Raw genomic sequence first — 16,960 nt, 5'->3', positions numbered from 1 at the left:
CAGGCCGAGCGGACGTTATTCTTTCGCCTCGAATCGTACCGATCCAGGCGAGCAACAAACCAAAGGAACGGGATTCACGTGCAGGTACTAGTCCGCGACAACAACGTCGACCAGGCGCTCCGCGCTCTCAAGAAGAAGATGCAGCGCGAAGGCATTTTCCGCGAAATGAAGATGCGCGATTATTACGAGAAGCCGTCGCAGAAGCGGGCCCGTGAAAAGGCAGAGGCTGTTCGTCGCGTTCGCAAGCTGGCTCGCAAGCGCATGCAGCGCGAAGGCCTGATTGCAGCTCCGGCTCGTACGGTTCCAGCACGCCCGGCTCGTTGATCGGCCGTTTTTTGGACGTTTTCATGTGCTTTCAGGGCGGTGGCGACATGGGCGCCGCCGCTCTTTTGATTTGGTCCGAGACTTCCAATGCCTTTGCCCCGACATGAGGAAATGCGCCTGATGGCCGCCAAAAACCCCGTTCTCTATCGTGGAACCGAAATTTCCGGCCTCTTGAACCAGGTTTCTCCCGTCCGTCGCAAAACAGCATTGCCTGCCGCGCTGATCGCCCTTCTGGCGCTCGCCGGCTGCTCGACCACGACCTCGACCGACATGATCACCGTCGATCGCGCCCAGGGGTCCCAAGAGAACATCGCCTCGCTCTCTTCCGTCATCAGTTCCAGCCCGCAGGATCCGGAAGCCTACAATGTCCGTGGTACAGCCTATGGACGCGCCGGCGAGTTTTCGAAGGCGCTGGAGGACTTTAACCGCGCCATCCAGCTCAACCCGCAGTTCTACCAGGCCTATGCCAACCGGGCGCTGGTCTATCGCAACATGGGCAAGCCCGTCGAAGCGGCGAACGACTACAACCGTTCACTGCAGATCAACCCGAACTACGACGTCGCCTATATCGGCCGCGGCAATATCTATCGCCAGGCCGGCCGTAACAACGAAGCCTTCAACGACTTCAACAAGGCGATCCAGCTGGAAACCACCGACGGCCGGGCCTGGCACAACCGCGGCCTGATCTACCAGCAGCGCGGCCAGCACGCCCAGGCGATCGACGATTTCTCGAAAGCCATCTCCCTGTCGGCGAATTCGCCCGAGCCCTATAACGGCCGCGGCATTTCCTATGTCGCCTTGAACGACGACGACAACGCGTTTGCGGACTTCAACCGCGCGATCGAACTCAACGACAAGCTCGCCGAATCCTGGGCGAACCAGGCTCTGGTCTATGAACGCCGCGGCGACAAGGCGCGTGCCTACAAGTCCTATTCGCACGCAATGCGTCTCGACCCCAATTATAAGCCGGCCCAGGACGGCGCGGCCCGCACCCGCGCCAGCACCTGATATCCCCGCCTGCCGGCCGAGCGAAGTTCCGCCCTGCCCTCAGATATAAAGGGCCGCCATCTTGCGCCAGGCGCCGGCCCGGTGCGCGCGGCCGTCCCAGACATGCATGCGATGCCCGACACCCTTTTCGGACAGAACCTGGCTGAGATGCTGGTTGTTGTCGAGGAACGGGTCGGCATTGCCGATCGTCAGCACGATCTCCACCTGCCGCAGCCTTTCGAGCTGCCATCCGCTACTGATGCCTGGCAGGAAATGCGATGGGGTGTGGAAATAGACGGTATCGTCGTAATAGCCGTCCAGCAGATCGCCGAACGCCTCGACCTTCAGCGTCAGGTCGTACCGTCCCGAAAACGCGACAAGCTTGCGGAACAGATGCGGATGGCGAAAGACGAGGCTGGCCGCCTGGAAGGCTCCGAGACTGCAGCCCTGCACGATCGTGCAGTCATGTCCGTTCCGGCTGGCCATGAGGGGCAGAACCTCGTTGAGGATGTAATCCTCGAATGCCGCATGCCTGCGGATCCGCATCGAGGGATGCTGGCGGCCGTCGTAAAACGTCTCCGCGGCCAGTCCGTCGACGCAATAGAGCTGCAGCTGACCGGCGCGGACCTTGTCGGCGAGGCTTCCGACGATGCCGAGCTCTTCATATTCCCAGAAACGCCCCTCGCGGGTCGGGAACATCAGCACCTTGGCGCCGGCGTGGCCGAACACCAGGAGTTCCATGTCTCGATGGAGCCGCTGGCTGTACCAGCGCAGATATTCGCGGTTCATGACACCTTGAAAAACTGTCCGACCCTCTCGCGAAGGGCCGCCTCTTGCAATACGCCACCAGGATAATCGAAATGTCCGGCGTCCAGGATGAAGATTTCATTAAATTTTGATCCCGGAATGGCATTGGCGACGGCGAACTGGCAGGGCGGCGCAACGGCGGGATCGAACAGCGCGACACTCGTCAGCATCGGCACGGATATGCGGCTCGCCGCCACCGCCGAATCATGCAGGCGCAGCGTCTTCAACGCATTGCCGTATTTCGCCTGATAGGCCTGGACGGAGGCGGCGCTGCCGATGCTTTTCAGCTTCAGCCGCAATTCCTGGTGCCCGAAGGTCGGCAGTGACAGATGCCCGCGGTCGATCCTGTTGTCGAAGGGGATGGCAAGGCCGCCGATGCCGCCGCCGAAGCTGATGCCGCTATAGCCGATATGGCCGGACAGCCAGGGATAGAGGGCGATCAGCATGCTCACCGCGACCCACAGGTCGTCGACGCAGCCGCCGATGATGTAACGGTCCGGCTTGTCGATATCGTGCAGCACGTGCCAATAGGAGTCCGGCGAGATCGGCGGACGTGTGCTGCGCGACATGCCGCGAAAGCAGGGAAAGAGGATGGCGGTTTCCTCGACCGGGATTTCGAGATCCGGCGCATCGCGCCCGCCATATCCATGGCCGACGACGAGGCCGCGTCGGATTTCACCTTTTCTCGGCAACAGCAGCCAGCCGCCGATCGGAAACCGGCCGGTCGACATATAGGCGATGTCGAAGACATGCCATTTCGGATGGTCGAGCCCGTTCTTGCGCAGGCCCGGCTCCGGATCGACGGTCATCGCCCGCCGGTACCGGTCCTTCCAGAACGTATCGAAACCCTCCGGCGCCTGAGGCGGCACCACGGCCTGAAGCTGCCTCAGCCCCATGCCATAGGTGGGATCGAAATCGTAAGGGTGACTGGTGGGGATGGTCATGCTCGAAAAATTACCGGCAATTCGCATCATCCCGGTCGAAGACAAAATCGTCAGGAAGCCGGCCACGGAATTTTTCCAATCGCCTCAAAACCTCTTCACGGGAAACCTGGGAGAGAGGCTGCTGCGATTCCCACTGAGAAGGCTCTTCGGCTGCGCGTGTCTGATCGGCAATCTTCACCATTCTGGCCTCCTGCTCCCTTCCAATCTCGCACGAAGCGTCTTCACAAAAAAGCCCGGCACTGCCGGGCTTCAATTCACTGCTCACTATCCGCTAAGCACTCAGTGCTTCATCGCCTTGACGATGTCCTCGGTCATCTTCTTGGCGTCGCCGAGCAGCATCATCGTGCCGTCCTTGTAGAACAGCGTGTTGTCGATGCCGGCATAGCCAGAACCGAGCGAGCGCTTGACGAACAGGCAGGTCTTGGCCTTGTCGACGTCGAGGATCGGCATGCCGTAGATCGGCGAGGTCTTGTCGTCGCGGGCTGCCGGGTTGGTGACGTCGTTGGCGCCGATGACATAGGCGACGTCGGCTTGCGCGAACTCCGCGTTGATGTCTTCGAGTTCGAAGACCTCGTCATAGGGGACGTTGGCTTCGGCGAGCAGCACGTTCATATGGCCCGGCATGCGGCCGGCGACCGGATGGATCGCGTATTTCACCTCGACGCCGTGGCTCTTCAGCGTATCGGCAAGCTCTCTCAGAGCATGCTGCGCCTGGGCGACGGCCATGCCGTAACCCGGCACGATGATCACCTTCTCGGCGTTCTGCATCAGGAAGGCCGCGTCGTCGGCCGAGCCCTGCTTCACCGTCCGCTGCACGCCGTCGTCGCCGGCAGCAGACGCCGTCTCGCCGCCGAAGCCGCCCAGGATGACCGAGATGAAGGAGCGGTTCATGCCCTTGCACATGATGTAGGAGAGGATCGCGCCGGAGGAACCGACCAGCGCGCCGGTGATGATCAGCGCAAGGTTGCCGAGCGTAAACCCGATGCCGGCGGCCGCCCAGCCGGAATAGGAGTTCAGCATCGACACGACGACCGGCATGTCGGCGCCGCCGATCGGCACGATCAGGAGCACGCCGAGCGCCAGCGCCAGCACCACGACCAGCCAGAAGTCGAAATGGCTTTCGGTCTGCACAAGGCCGAAGATGAAGACGACGACCAGCACCAGCAGGCCGATATTGATGAAGTGGCGGTAAGGCAGCATGATCGGCTTGCCGGACATCCGCCCGTCGAGCTTCAGGAAGGCGATGACCGAGCCGGTAAAGGTGATCGCGCCGATCGCAGCGCCAAGCGCCAGTTCGATCAGCGCCTGGCCGTGGATATGGCCGACCGCACCGATGCCGAAGGAATCGGGGGCATAAAGTGCTGCCGCCGCCACCATCACGGCGGCAAAGCCGACCAGCGAATGGAAGCCGGCAACGAGCTGCGGCATCGCCGTCATCGGAATGGTACGGGCGATATAGGCCCCTGCCCCGCCGCCGATGCTGAGCGCCAGCACGATCAGGATGAAGCCGCCGAACGTGGGCGTGGCGAGCAGCAGGGTGGTGACGATGGCGATGCCCATGCCGACCATGCCGTAGACATTGCCCTTGCGGCTGGTCGTCGGGTGGGAAAGACCCCGGAGCGCCATGATGAACAGCACGCCGGAGACGAGGTAAAGGAAAGCTGCGAGGCTCTGCGACATGGTATCCGAACCCTCAGCGATCTTTTTTCTTGTACATGGCAAGCATCCGGCTGGTTACCAGGAAGCCGCCAAAAATGTTCACCGAGACGAGCACCAGCGCGACGAAACCGAAGCCGGTCGCAAACCCGCTCGCCGATACGCCGACCGCAAGCAGCGCGCCGACGACGATGACCGAGGAGATCGCGTTGGTGACAGCCATCAGCGGCGTATGCAGCGCCGGCGTCACCGACCAGACGACGTAATAGCCGACGAAGATAGACAGCACGAAGATCGCCAGCCGGAACACGAAAGGATCGATAGCCCCGCCGGTTGCCGCACTTGCGGCTTCCGGCGCCTGGGCGGCTGCGCTCACCACGGCATTTACGGCCTGGTCGAGCTGCTCCAGCGCCTTTTCCATTGCTTCACTGGCCATCAAAGCGTCTCCTCGGCTGCGGCATCCCCGGTCGTCTCGGCGTCAGGTTTTTTGCGGGCGCGGGTTGGTTTTGCGGCCGCCGGCTCCCCCGCCGGGGTCGCCGTCGGGCCAGCCGTCACGACAACCGGTGCCTCGCCGGCATGCGCAGCCGCAGCCGCGGCGAAATTCGGATGCACGACCTGGCCGCCATTGGTCAGCATGGTCGCCTTGACCAGCTCGTCTTCGGCATTGACGGCAAATTCCTTGGTGCCCTTGTCGACCATGGTCTCGATGAAGGCGAACAGGTTGCGCGCATAAAGCGCCGAGGCGGAGGCGGCGATGCGGCCTGCAACATTGGCGTAACCGATCACGGTGACACCCTCGACATCGGCGACCTTGCCCTTTTCCGAACCTTCGATATTGCCGCCGCGCTCGACCGCGAGATCGACTGCCACGGAACCCGGCTTCATCGACGCCAGCATGGCGCGCGTTACCAGCTTCGGGGCCGGACGGCCGGGAATGAGAGCCGTGGTGATGACGATGTCCTGCTTGGCGATATGCTCGGCGACCAGTGCCGCCTGCTTGGCCTGATAGGCTTCGGACATCGGCTTGGCATAGCCGGCGGCGGTTTCGGCCGCCTTGAATTCCTCGTCCTCGACCGCGATGAACTTGGCGCCGAGCGAGGCGACCTGTTCCTTGGCGGCGGGGCGAACGTCGGTGGCGGATACGACGGCGCCGAGACGCCGGGCCGTGGCGATCGCCTGCAGGCCGGCAACGCCGGCACCCATGACGAACACCTTTGCGGCGGGCACGGTGCCGGCGGCGGTCATCATCATCGGCATGGCGCGGCCATATTCATGGGATGCGTCGATGACGGCGCGATACCCGGCAAGGTTCGCCTGGGACGACAGCACGTCCATCGACTGGGCGCGGGTGATGCGCGGCATCAGTTCCATGGCAAAGGTGGTGAGCCCGGCTTTCGCCATGTCAGCAAGCGCCGCCTCGTTGCCATACGGGTCCATGACCGCAAACACGACCGCGCCCGGCTTATAGGACGCCATCTCCGCCGCAGTCGGGCGGTTGACCTTCAGGATGATATCCGCCGAACCGACCTCGCCGGGACCGGCAATGCGGGCGCCCGTGGCTTCGAAATCCGCATCGGGAACACCGGAGGAAAGGCCCGCTCCGCTCTCAACCAGAATCGACAAGCCAAGTCCGGAAAGCCGCTTGACGCTCTCGGGCGAAGCGGACACGCGCGGTTCGTCGGAACCTTCGCGGCATACAAATACGATCTTCGGCAAAGACTGTCTCCTCCCAGTCGATATCGCAAGGCGGGCGAAATATTTCGCCCTGCCTCAAAGCCGGTGGCCGGGCTGGCCGAGCCGGATCAACGCAGCAGGAAAACGCCGGCGATATTGAGAATGATGAACACGAGAAGGCTGCCGATGAAGCCTGCACCGCCGAAGAAACCGGCAGCCATGGCGATCATCAGGATGACGATGACCATCGTGCCCCATTTCGCACCCGCGAGGAAGGCGTTGTAGGTCCGGTCATGTTCCGCGTAATCCATGGGAGCACCCGTTTCCACCGGCCCGCTATGGTGATTGTCCATCAGTCCCGTCTCCTTCATCAGCCGCATGCGGTCCGCTTGATCGAAGCGTGGGCGCGCGCGGGGAAAACCCTTGTCGACATCCGGAATCATGCCTCGTTCGGCACGATGGAGGTCACTTCAGGCCTTACACAAAGCCATGGGAAAGCGCAATGCCGCCACAATGGCTTCCGGTACGCCCAAGCTTCGGCGCTTCAGCTCAGATAGGACATTTCGGGGGAGTTCGGCCGGCCGGCGATGCGGGCCGTCGGCAGGATGGTGAGCGGCGCAGTGTCGAAATTCGAGGAGCGCGCAAACAGCAGGCGGCGTTCATAGGCTTCCGACTGGAAGGCCGGGAAGCGCTTCATCATCTTCGAGCGCAATTCGCGGGTCTGCGAGGCGAGCAGCATCAGATCGAAATCGTAGAGCGGGATCCGTCTGGGCGGCACGAGCGGCTGGGCATAGAAGAAGCGGCGGTAAAATGCCGCATGCGCCGGACGGATCGGCTGCAGCACCCGGTCCGCATCGAAATAAATCGCCGCGACCGGTGTCAGGCGCACGGTCAGATAAGGCATGGCCGAAAGTTCGCTGGCATATTCCGGGGCGATCGCAAAACGCGCTGAATCGATCAACGTCATTCCGGCATCCAGAAGGCCGTTCACTGCCTCGGGGAAAATGCTGATCGACTGGCAGACCCGGTGTTCCGGCGTGACGTGGTGGAGGCGGATCGTGCTGACCAGTTCCTCGTCGTAATAGACGCCGAAGACATGCGCATTTTTGTCGAAGTCGATCTCGTCGATAAGCTTGGTCGCCGCGACCGGCAGCACGTTGTGGGTCTTGTAGGCCTTGTATCGCAGCCTGGCGATATCCTCGAAATCCTCATTACTCTCGATCCGCCGATATTCAACGTGGTCGAGAGTGGAAAGAAGTTTGGCTGAGAAGTTTCCGTCGGAAGAGGTGTGACCTAAGGGCATCGGGTTTGTTCCATGAGCTTTAACCATGGATTAACCCTAAAAGTTCCACAACCTGCAATGAACGGAACACGAATTGAATAAAATACCAAATATTATGGTTAACAAATGGTTAACCGGCATCCCGTGAGGTGCCAGGTCCGTTAACACTATTGCAATTTCAGGCGGAATTCAGCGCGCCGCGGCCCGCAGAGGCGAGGCCTGTGCATTTTTGGCACCACGGCGGATGGACGGAAGCTTGGAGGCGGGAGCGGCCTCCGCCGCCAGTTCGATGATCTTTTCCGAAGCGACCGGCACCGAGAAGACGTAACCCTGGACCAGATCGGAGAACCGGTGGCGGTTGATCAGCGCAAGCTGTTCCTTGGTCTCCACGCCCTCGACGACGATCTTCAGGCCGAGTTCGCGCGACAGGTGCACGATGCCGCGCAGGAGCTTCAGCTTGCGCTGGTCCTCGGCGATATTGCGGATGAACGCCCGGTCGATCTTGACGACGTCGAGCGGCAGGGAGTCGAGATAGCTGAGGCTCGAGAAGCCGGTGCCGAAATCGTCGATGGCGATCGTCACGCCCGTCACGCGGAACTGGTTGAGAATGGCGCTGACCGCCACCGGCTCGTCCATGAAGCAGCTTTCGGTGACTTCGAGATGCAGCCGCGACGGATCGAGCGAATAACGCTTCAGCACGTCCGCCACGTAAGTGACGATATCGTCGTTGCGCAGGTCTTGGATCGACAGGTTGACGGAAACGGCCATGGGCTCCGGCCAGGTCGCGCAGTCGCGGCAGGCCTGATCGAGCACCAGATGGGTGATATGCGAGACGAGCCCCATGTCCTCGGCCATGGGAATGAAGACGTTGGGTCCGACCATGCCGCGCTCCGGATGGCGCCAGCGCACCAGCGCCTCGCTGCATTCGATGCCGGAGCCGTCGGGGCGATACATCGGCTGATAGACGACATGCAGGCCATGGTTCTCGATCGCCTGGCGAAGATCGACGCGGAGCTTCTGCTCGTCGATATACTGGGCGTCCATTTCCGAAAGGAACACCGTCAGCGTGCCGTTGCCGGTGGATTTCGCATGGTTGAGCGCAAGGTCAGCCTTGATCTGCCAGTTTTCCATTTCGAAGTCCTGCGACGGCAGGATGACGCAGCCGCTGTTCATCGAAACGGGAAGGCGAAGTCCGTCGACGTAATAGTCGCCCTGGATCTCGGCGTGAATGCGGCGGATCTGACGCTCCAGTTCGCAACTGTCGTCGCCGCCCGTCAGCAACACGACGAACTCGTCGCCGACCAGGCGACCCGCCAGCAGGCCGTCGCTCCTCAGAGCCGACAGCCTCGTTGCGATAGCCGCAAGCAATCGGTCGCCGACCACATGGCCGCGCAGGTCGTTGACATGCTTGAAACCGTCCACGTCGAACATGGCGAGCGCCGCGAGCGCTTCGCCCCGCCGCTTCAGCTTCTTGGTCGCGAGATCCGCGAAGTGGCCGCGGTTCGGCAGGCCGGTCAAGGCGTCGAACCGCACCATGTGCAGCACCTTTTCCTCGGCAGCGAGACGTGCGGTGACGTCTTCGAAGATGAGCACGACACCGCCGTCGGTGCGCGGGCTGACCGAGAATTCGAGATGGCGGTCGTCCTTGAACTTGAAAAGCGCGCGTTCGAGCGAACCGTCGGCCAGTTTGGAAAGCTGCCGCAGGATGCTCTCGGGCGCATTCTCCGCGTCCTCGCAGAGCACGGCGGCGAAATCGCGGTCCTTGAGATCGATTTTCTTGTCGAGGCCGAGCAGATCGCGGGCGCGGCGGTTGATCACCTGGATCTTGCCTTCGCCGTCGAGCATCACCAGGCCATGGGAGATCGTCTTCAATGCGATATCGAAGCGGCCGGCGATGATCGCCATCTTCCGCGACGCAATGACGTTCTCATAAAGGAATTCGCGCACGCCGTTGGCCATCGACCTGGTGGTCAGGCCGAAGGGGATGGGCAGCAGCGACATCAGCGCCAGATGCAGATCCTCGGTGAACAGGCAGGCAATCAGGATCGGACCGCAGCAGCCGAGCGTCTGCAGATCGACGGCGATGCGCGAGCCATAGTTTCGGCCGACGATCGACATCATCGAGCCGAGCGTCATGGCGATGCAGGTGAAGCCGACGAACGGGTTTTCCAGCACCAGCAGGGCATAGCCGCTGGCGATGCCGAGCAGAAACGCCGCGAGGAACGCGCCGATCACATATTGCTGCTCCCAGGCGGCAATCCCGTCATAGGTGAGCGAGCCCTTGTCCACCTTGTCGAACCGCTGGAACCAGTACATGCGATAGGCGAAGACCGCCGCGAAGCCGCAGGCAAACAGGAGATAGAATTGCGCACCGCTGTAATGGAAAACGAGCAGGCACCACAGGACGTGAACAACCACGCCGGTCCACAATGTGCCGCGATTTCCAAATAGCGACGTGACGAACGACAGATACACATCCGTCGACAGCGTCTTCGCTTCTGTCTCTTTCATCGGGTTCATCCCTTGTCTTCCGGCCGACTCTGCGGGAAACCCTTTAAAAATTGCTTGTCCGCGGACCTCAGCCCCCCCTTTCATTGGGGGGTTCTTGAGAGTTTGCTCAATAAATTGACAACAGGATAGCTAAAATTTCGATCACGCAACCTGCGGCAGCGACGCAACCCCTTCACGGCTTGCGCAACTCCCTTCGACACCTGCTTTTTGTAGACGAAAACCCAGGCTTTTAGGACTTTCATTTTATTAGACCTTGGTTTACATCGCCATGCCAGGGCGGGCGGGATAAGAGAGACCCGTTGAATTGGGGAAACCATGGCTGCATTGTTGAAGATCAGCGGTCTCATCGACCGCCTCAGCGAAATTATTGGCAAATTTTCCGGCTATCTCGTTCTCGCCTGCACGCTCATCAGCGCCGGCAATGCGCTCATCCGCTACCTCTTCAACTACAGCTCCAACGGCTGGCTTGAAATCCAGTGGTATCTTTTCGGCTTCATCGTGCTTCTGGGCGCGTCCCACACTCTGAAGCTGAATGAGCATGTGCGCGTCGACCTCATCTACGGCGCAGTTTCCGATCGCGCCCGCCTGTGGATCGATACGATCGGCCTGATCGTCTTCCTCATTCCGGCCTGCATCTATCTCGCATGGCTTGCCTGGCCTTTCTTCGCGCTCTCCTACGCGCAGGGCGAAGTGTCCTCGAACGCCGGCGGCCTTATCCGCTGGCCGGTGAAACTCATCATCGTTGCGGGTTTCGGCCTCCTTGCGCTGCAGGGGTTTTCCGAACTGGTGAAGCGCATAGCCGGTCTTTTGGGCGTCCTCCAGGTCGATACGACCTACGAAAAGCCGCTGCAATAACACCATTTTCGGGGGATAACCGCTCATGTTCCAATACGGTATAATGCCACCGGCAATGTTCCTCGGCATGATCATCTTCATGCTTTACGGCTTCCCGGTCGCCTTCTCGCTCTCGGCCGTCGGCCTCTTCTTCGGTCTTCTCGGCATTGCCACCGGCCATTTCGAATTCGCCTTCATGCAGGCGCTGCCGTTCCGCATCTTCGGCATCGTCTCCAACGACCTGCTGCTCGCCATTCCCTTCTTCACCTTCATGGGAGCGATCCTCGAGCGCTGCGGCCTGGCCGAGGACCTGCTCGAAGGAACCGGCAAGCTGTTCGGCGCCGTCCCCGGCGGCCTCGCCTATGCGGTTATCGTCGTTGGCGCCATCCTCGGCGCGATCACCGGCACGGTGGCGGCGTCAGTCATCACCATGGGCGTGATCTCGCTGCCGATCATGCTGAAATACGGCTACAACCCGCGGCTTGCGACCGGCGTCATCGCCGCCTCGGGCACGATCACCCAGGTCATCCCGCCCTCGCTCGTGCTGATCGTGCTGGCCGACCAGCTCGGCCGTTCCGTCGGCGACATGTATCTCGGCGCGATCGGGCCTTCGATCCTGCAGGTGACGATCTTCATGCTGTTCATCCTCGGCCTGTCGATCTTCCGGCCGAAGGACGTTCCGCCGCTGCCGCTGGAAGCGCGGGGCGAGATGAACATGGCCCTGGTCATGAAGGTCCTCTGGGGCATGGTCCCCTCGATCGTGCTGATCTTCCTCGTGCTCGGCACCATTTTCATGGGCCTCGCGACCCCGACGGAAGCAGGCGCCCTCGGTGTCGTCGGTGCCATGGTGATCGCCGCCATGCATCGCCGCCTCACCTGGGATCTGCTGCGTCAGGGCATGCATTCGACGATGACGATCACCTCCATGGTCGTCTTCATCCTGGTCGGCGCGACCTGCTTCAGCCTGGTCTTCCAGGGCATGGACGGAGGCCTGTGGATCGAGCATCTTCTGTCGCACGTTCCCGGCGGCGCCCTCGGCTTCCTGATCTTCGTCAACATCTTCATCTTCTTCCTCGCCTTCTTCCTCGATTTCTTCGAGATCGCCTTCATCGTCATCCCGATGCTGGCGCCGGTCGCAAGCGCTCTCGGCATCGACCTGATCTGGTTCGGCGTTCTGCTCTGCATCAACATGCAGACCAGCTTCATGCACCCGCCCTTCGGCTTTGCGCTCTTTTACCTGCGCTCGATCGCGCCGAAATCGGTGAAGACGAAGGATATCTATCTCGGCGCCATTCCGTGGCTCTGCATGCAGCTGGTCCTCGTCGCCATCGTGATCTTCTGGCCCGAATCCGTCACCTACTGGCTGGACAAGGCACCGGACGTCGACCTCAACACGATCAAGATCGAGATCCCCGGCTTCGGCAACGGCGGCGGCAACCAGATGCCGAATTTCGGCCTGCCGCCGATGGACGGCGCCCCGGCCCAGCCGGGACAGCAGGGCCTGCCCGGCATGCCGAATTTCGGCGAGCCACCGAAGATCAACCCCTAAGGGCGGCCTTCCGTCCAGCCTTGAGAGGGATTCCGCGGGAGGACAGAGTTGACGCTCTGTCCTCCCGCGCCGTTCCTACCCGGCAACGGAGGCCGGCGAAGTCCGCGCAATCCGGAGCCGCACGTCAAACCCGCCTTTTGGCCTTTCCTCTACCGCAATAGTCGTATTCGGATCGAGGCCCGGCGCCGGATCCCGGCGCAGCTAACACTTAGGTAGCCATCCTAACCGGCCCTTCGAGCGTATAAAGTTTGGCAGACGGGACGCTGACGTCGGCCGTCCCAAACCAGTTTGGCTGAAGCGCTCGGATCTCGACATGCAGATAAGCCACGTCCTGCCGAATGCGATGTACGTTGTGCGAAGGTCGATCGGCCGGACCATAGTCGAGCCGTTGCGGCGCAGGCGGTTCGCAAAAGAGAGCGAAGTCTTCATTCACTGCACCAACCGGGGATACATCTTCAAGCTGGATCCCGCGCAAAGCATCGACGAGGCTATTTTCGTTGAAGGCTGGTTTGAAGGACGATTCCTGGAATTCCTGCGGGGCCGTTTCGAGCCTGGCGCCATCGCGCTCGATGTCGGCGCCAATATCGGCAACCACGCCATTCACCTCAATCGAGACTTCGCCGAGATCCATTGCTTCGAACCGAAACCGGAAGTCTTCAGGCGGCTGATCGATAACATTCGCTCGAACCGGCTCGACAACATCCGACTGCATCAGGCCGCTCTCGGCGACCGCGACGACACGCTGATGTACCGCGAAAATATCGAGGGGAACCCGGGCGCCCGTGGCTTCGCGGAGGACGATCGGCCATCGGGGCATAGCCGCATCCTGCGCCTGCCGGTTTTCGAAGCCGACAAACTCGTCAGACAGCTCGGAATAACCAGGGTCGATTTCATCAAGATCGATGTGGAGGGGTTCGCACTGCGCGTTCTGAAAGGACTTCGCGCCACCATCGCCGTCAACCGGCCTATCGTGTCCCTCGAATTTCATGGCCATCTCGCAGGACCAGAGGACTTCGGCGAGCTCACCGCCTGCCTGCCGGACTATCAATTCTACGGCTTGGAATATGCGCCTGCATCGGCTTCCAAGCTGGAAAAGCTGATATGGAATTTCCGCCATGGCGGTGGACCGGTTCTCAAACGGTTCGACCGCCCCGAGCCGCGGACCTACGCAAACATGCTGGCATTCCCTTCCCGGGAAGTACTCAGCCGCTTCATGAACCGCGCTTCAGCCTCCGCCTCCCCGGCTTGAACCGCCCCCGCGGCGTCAACCCAGACAAAAACCCCGGACCTTTCGATCCGGGGTTCCTGAAATGACACTTGCCTGATCTGGGATCAGAGCTTGCCGCTGCGCTGCTGGATCATCATGAAGGTGTCGTAGGTATATTCCGACAGCTGCATCCAGAGATAGGCTTCCTTCTTGAAGGCGACCTGATCTTCGTAGATCTTCTTGAAGGTCTCGTTCGAAGCCGAAATTTCCTTGTAGACCTCAAGAGATGCCTTGTAGCAGGCTTCGAGGATTTCCTGGCTGAACGGGCGAAGGGTGGTGCCCTGCGAGACGATCTGCTTGATCGCCGTCGGGTTCTTGGAATCGTACTTTGCCATCATGTTGGTATTGGCGAAGGCGCAGGCATCGCTGAGCGCGGCCTGGTAAGCCTTCGGCAGCGCGTTCCACTTGTCCAAATTCATGAAAGCATGGATAACCGGGCCACCTTCCCAGAAGGCCGGATAGTAATAGTATTTGGTCACCTTGTAGAAGCCGAGCTTGTAGTCGTCATAGGGTCCAACCCATTCCGCAGCGTCGATCGTACCCTTTTCGAGCGCCGGGTAGATGTCGCCGCCGGGTATCTGCTGCGGCACGACACCGAGCTTCTCGACCACCTTGCCAGCAAGCCCGGCGATGCGCATCTTGACGCCCTTGAAATCGTCTACCGTATTGATTTCCTTGCGGAACCAGCCGCCCATCTGGGCACCCGTATTACCTGCCGGAAGTCCATAGACATTGTGCTTGGCATAAAACTCGTTGAGGAATTTGTTGCCATTGCCCTCGTAGAACCACGCATTGCTCAGCCGGGCGTTGAGGCCGAAGGGAATCGCCGTGCCGATGGCAAATGTCGGATCCTTGCCCACGAAATAATAGGAGCAGGTATGGCACATTTCGACCGTCGCATTGCTGACGGCATCCAGGGCCTGACCGGCCGGAACGATTTCACCGGCGGCAAACGGCTGAATGGTGAAATTGCCGTCGGTCGATGCGGCGACATGCTTGGCGATGTCTTCCGCGCCGCCATAGATGGTGTCCAGCGACTTCGGGAATGAAGACGTCAGACGCCAGGTGACTTTCGGGTTCGACTGCGCGATGGCCGGTGCGGCGAGCACCGTAGCGGCAGCTGCGCCGGCGCCGGTGACGGCGGCCTTTTTAAAGAATGAACGACGATCCATGAAATACCTCCCAGTAAGACAAACCGGAGGGATTATCTGTTCCCACTCCCCCGATCCTGGGGCGAGGTAAACATTTTGGCCTATGGGTTGCAAGCGCCGGAGCTAATATTCCTTAATGCGGGAACGTCTTTTGTCCTTAGACTTTCGTAGCGTCCCGCCCAAACCGGATTCATAAGACATTTCAAAGCAGAAATGCTTATTCTTTGGGCAGCGCCTCCCCCGAAGCGGAGCTCGATCTTGACTTGAAGCGCGGTGGCGCGGCACAACGAAGAGAGACGCGAAAGCGAGCCTCGTTGGAGAGCCTGATGCCGAAACCGATCGTCGCCCTGCCTGCCGATATCCGCCAACTGGATGGAGCGATCTGGCATGCCTCGCCGAACCAGTATGTCCAGGCGGCATTGAAAGTGGCGGATGTGATGACCTTCATCATTCCGGCTTTCGAAGAAGGCAACGAGACCGACACAATCCTCGACCGGGTCGATGGCGTGCTGGTTTCCGGTTCGGCGACCAATGTCCACCCCTCGCTCTATGGCAAGCAAGCGAGCGACGGCGACGGCCCTTTCGACCCGGCCCGCGATGCGACTTCCCTACCCCTCATCCGCCGGGCAATCGATCGCGGCATTCCGCTGCTCGCCATCTGCCGCGGCATCCAGGAACTGAACGTGGCCTTGGGCGGCACGCTTGCGAGCGAAATCCAGGAACAGCCGGGCATATGGGACCACCGCAAACCCGATGTGAAGGAGCGCGACGGCATGTATGCGATCCGGCAACCGGTCTTCGTTCAGGAAGGCTCCTGCATCGCAAATTATCTGGGCCTGACAGGCGAGGTCCAGGTGAACTCGCTGCATCGCCAGGCGATCGCCGAAACCGCCCCGCGCCTGAAGGTCGAAGCGACGGCCGAAGACGGCACGATCGAGGCTGTATCGGTCATCGACGCCAAGAACTTCGCCGTCGGCGTGCAATGGCACCCGGAATACTGGGCGGAAACCGATGCGCCGTCCCGGGCGCTGTTCCACGCATTCGGCGAAGCGGTGCGTGCCTACGCGGCCCGCAAGGCGCTGACGAATGTCGCTGCTTGACGCTTACAATAGGCCCGGCTCGAGTAGGGGGTAAACCGACACTATAAGCATCACCGCTCGCGCCGTTGGGCAGAGATATTCGCCGGTGAGCATTATGTCCGCCCAACTCGCCGCTCGGCGACCGCGTGGCCGAGGTGGACAGCGTTCCAGTCGATGGTGATTGCCGCGCGTCTATTTCATTTTCATAACCATTGAAGCGAATTTGGAGTGTTTTGAATGTCAGTTTGGCCAGATTTGTTTACGGCAGAAGGCAATTTCGCATCCGTCGTGCCGCTTACGATGGAGCATCATGATGACCTGGTTGAAGCCGCCGGCGACGGAGAGTTGCATCGCCTCTGGTACACAAAAATACCGGAGCCAGAAAATATCGGGGCTGAAATTGAACGACGGCTTGGGCTCCGCGCTATCGGCTCGATGCTCCCATTTGCCATCATCGAAAGGGCGAACGGTAAAGCCGTTGGAATGACCACCTATATGAACATCGATGCCGCAAACAGAAGGCTTGAAATCGGGTCTACGTGGTATCGTCAGTCTGTGCAAAGGTCACCACTCAACACAGAATGCAAATTGCTTTTGTTGCAGCATGCCTTTGAGAAGCTGGAATGCATATGCGTGGAATTCAGGACGCATTTTATGAATATGCAAAGTCGCCGAGCAATCGAGCGGCTTGGGGCCAAGCTTGATGGGGTGCTTCGCTCCAATATGGTGATGGCGAATGGCACCATTCGCGATACGGCAGTTTATTCGATAATCGCGTCTGAATGGTCCGCCGTCAAAGCCAACTTGAGTTGGCAATTGGAAAAGCCAAGACCATAATCTAGCTCTCTTCTGGTTAGGCATCACTACTGCTTAGAGTGCCTTTTCGCCCCAGCGG

General features: G+C 60.6%; 17 protein-coding genes. 7 read left to right on the top strand and 10 right to left on the bottom strand.

The features are described 5' to 3' along the window. The first annotated feature begins 78 nt into the window (after nt 1-78). Nucleotides 79-324 carry a 30S ribosomal protein S21 gene (gene rpsU, locus ACZ9EJ_RS02190; protein WP_037077280.1) on the top strand — a complete coding sequence of 82 codons (246 nt, stop codon included), beginning with the start codon at nt 79-81 and terminating at the stop codon, nt 322-324. A gap of 120 nt (nt 325-444) precedes the next feature. Beyond that, nucleotides 445-1,332 (top strand): tetratricopeptide repeat protein, encoded by an 888-nt coding sequence (locus ACZ9EJ_RS02185; protein ID WP_046629336.1) that lies wholly within the window; start codon nt 445-447, stop codon nt 1,330-1,332. Between the two features lie 39 nt (nt 1,333-1,371). Here ACZ9EJ_RS02185 and ACZ9EJ_RS02180 read toward each other — a convergent pair whose 3' ends face one another. From ACZ9EJ_RS02180 to ACZ9EJ_RS02140, 9 genes are all read right to left on the bottom strand, one after another. Further along, entirely contained in the window at nt 1,372-2,100 is a 729-nt protein-coding gene (locus ACZ9EJ_RS02180) for an esterase family protein (RefSeq protein ID WP_046639538.1), read from the bottom strand. Beyond that, nucleotides 2,097-3,062 carry an acetylxylan esterase gene (locus tag ACZ9EJ_RS02175; RefSeq protein ID WP_046639603.1) on the bottom strand — a complete coding sequence of 322 codons (966 nt, stop codon included), beginning with the start codon at nt 3,060-3,062 and terminating at the stop codon, nt 2,097-2,099. Before ACZ9EJ_RS02175 ends, ACZ9EJ_RS02180 begins: the two co-directional genes overlap by 4 nt. A 10-nt stretch (nt 3,063-3,072) precedes the next feature. Beyond that, complete coding sequence (locus ACZ9EJ_RS02170) at nt 3,073-3,243, bottom strand: hypothetical protein (RefSeq protein ID WP_251091051.1); 171 nt, start codon at nt 3,241-3,243, stop codon at nt 3,073-3,075. 98 nt (nt 3,244-3,341) lie between these two features. Continuing rightward, nucleotides 3,342-4,742 (bottom strand): NAD(P)(+) transhydrogenase (Re/Si-specific) subunit beta, encoded by a 1,401-nt coding sequence (locus ACZ9EJ_RS02165; protein WP_046629131.1) that lies wholly within the window; start codon nt 4,740-4,742, stop codon nt 3,342-3,344. 13 nt (nt 4,743-4,755) lie between these two features. Continuing rightward, on the bottom strand, nt 4,756-5,154 hold the full coding sequence (locus tag ACZ9EJ_RS02160) for a proton-translocating transhydrogenase family protein (protein WP_007768069.1): 399 nt from the start codon (nt 5,152-5,154) through the stop codon (nt 4,756-4,758). Then, complete coding sequence (locus ACZ9EJ_RS02155) at nt 5,154-6,434, bottom strand: Re/Si-specific NAD(P)(+) transhydrogenase subunit alpha (RefSeq protein ID WP_080955683.1); 1,281 nt, start codon at nt 6,432-6,434, stop codon at nt 5,154-5,156. Before ACZ9EJ_RS02155 ends, ACZ9EJ_RS02160 begins: the two co-directional genes overlap by 1 nt. Before the next feature lie 86 nt (nt 6,435-6,520). Further along, the gene (locus ACZ9EJ_RS02150; RefSeq protein WP_046629326.1) at nt 6,521-6,745 is read right to left on the bottom strand and encodes an aa3-type cytochrome c oxidase subunit IV; all 225 of its coding nucleotides are present in this window, start codon (nt 6,743-6,745) and stop codon (nt 6,521-6,523) included. Nucleotides 6,746-6,936: 191 nt separating this feature from the next. Further along, nucleotides 6,937-7,695: an N-acyl amino acid synthase FeeM domain-containing protein gene (locus tag ACZ9EJ_RS02145; RefSeq protein WP_046629130.1), complete on the bottom strand. Its 759-nt coding sequence runs from the start codon at nt 7,693-7,695 to the stop codon at nt 6,937-6,939. A gap of 168 nt (nt 7,696-7,863) precedes the next feature. Continuing rightward, a complete protein-coding gene (locus ACZ9EJ_RS02140; RefSeq protein ID WP_046639601.1) occupies nt 7,864-10,185 on the bottom strand; it encodes a GGDEF domain-containing phosphodiesterase in 2,322 nt (773 codons plus the stop codon). Between the two features lie 315 nt (nt 10,186-10,500). Here ACZ9EJ_RS02140 and ACZ9EJ_RS02135 point away from each other — a divergent pair, with 315 nt between their 5' ends. The 3 genes from ACZ9EJ_RS02135 to ACZ9EJ_RS02125 all read left to right on the top strand — a co-directional run bounded on the left by ACZ9EJ_RS02135 (nt 10,501) and on the right by ACZ9EJ_RS02125 (nt 13,817). Continuing rightward, nucleotides 10,501-11,040 carry a TRAP transporter small permease subunit gene (locus ACZ9EJ_RS02135; RefSeq protein WP_046639537.1) on the top strand — a complete coding sequence of 180 codons (540 nt, stop codon included), beginning with the start codon at nt 10,501-10,503 and terminating at the stop codon, nt 11,038-11,040. Nucleotides 11,041-11,065: 25 nt separating this feature from the next. Beyond that, complete coding sequence (locus ACZ9EJ_RS02130) at nt 11,066-12,568, top strand: TRAP transporter large permease (protein ID WP_046629127.1); 1,503 nt, start codon at nt 11,066-11,068, stop codon at nt 12,566-12,568. A gap of 313 nt (nt 12,569-12,881) precedes the next feature. Further along, a complete protein-coding gene (locus ACZ9EJ_RS02125; RefSeq protein WP_046639536.1) occupies nt 12,882-13,817 on the top strand; it encodes an FkbM family methyltransferase in 936 nt (311 codons plus the stop codon). 83 nt (nt 13,818-13,900) lie between these two features. Here the strand turns inward: ACZ9EJ_RS02125 and ACZ9EJ_RS02120 are convergent, their stop codons facing one another. Then, nucleotides 13,901-15,007 (bottom strand): TRAP transporter substrate-binding protein, encoded by a 1,107-nt coding sequence (locus ACZ9EJ_RS02120; protein ID WP_046629123.1) that lies wholly within the window; start codon nt 15,005-15,007, stop codon nt 13,901-13,903. 305 nt (nt 15,008-15,312) lie between these two features. Between ACZ9EJ_RS02120 and ACZ9EJ_RS02115 the strand changes: the two genes are divergently transcribed. Beyond that, nucleotides 15,313-16,086: a gamma-glutamyl-gamma-aminobutyrate hydrolase family protein gene (locus tag ACZ9EJ_RS02115; RefSeq protein ID WP_046629121.1), complete on the top strand. Its 774-nt coding sequence runs from the start codon at nt 15,313-15,315 to the stop codon at nt 16,084-16,086. Nucleotides 16,087-16,302: 216 nt separating this feature from the next. Next, entirely contained in the window at nt 16,303-16,902 is a 600-nt protein-coding gene (locus ACZ9EJ_RS02110; RefSeq protein ID WP_046639535.1) for a GNAT family N-acetyltransferase, read from the top strand. Nucleotides 16,903-16,960 lie beyond the last annotated feature (58 nt).

It is taken from the genome of Neorhizobium sp. USDA 3394, from assembly GCF_056280385.1.
This window is presented reverse-complemented; position numbering and strand designations above follow the sequence as displayed.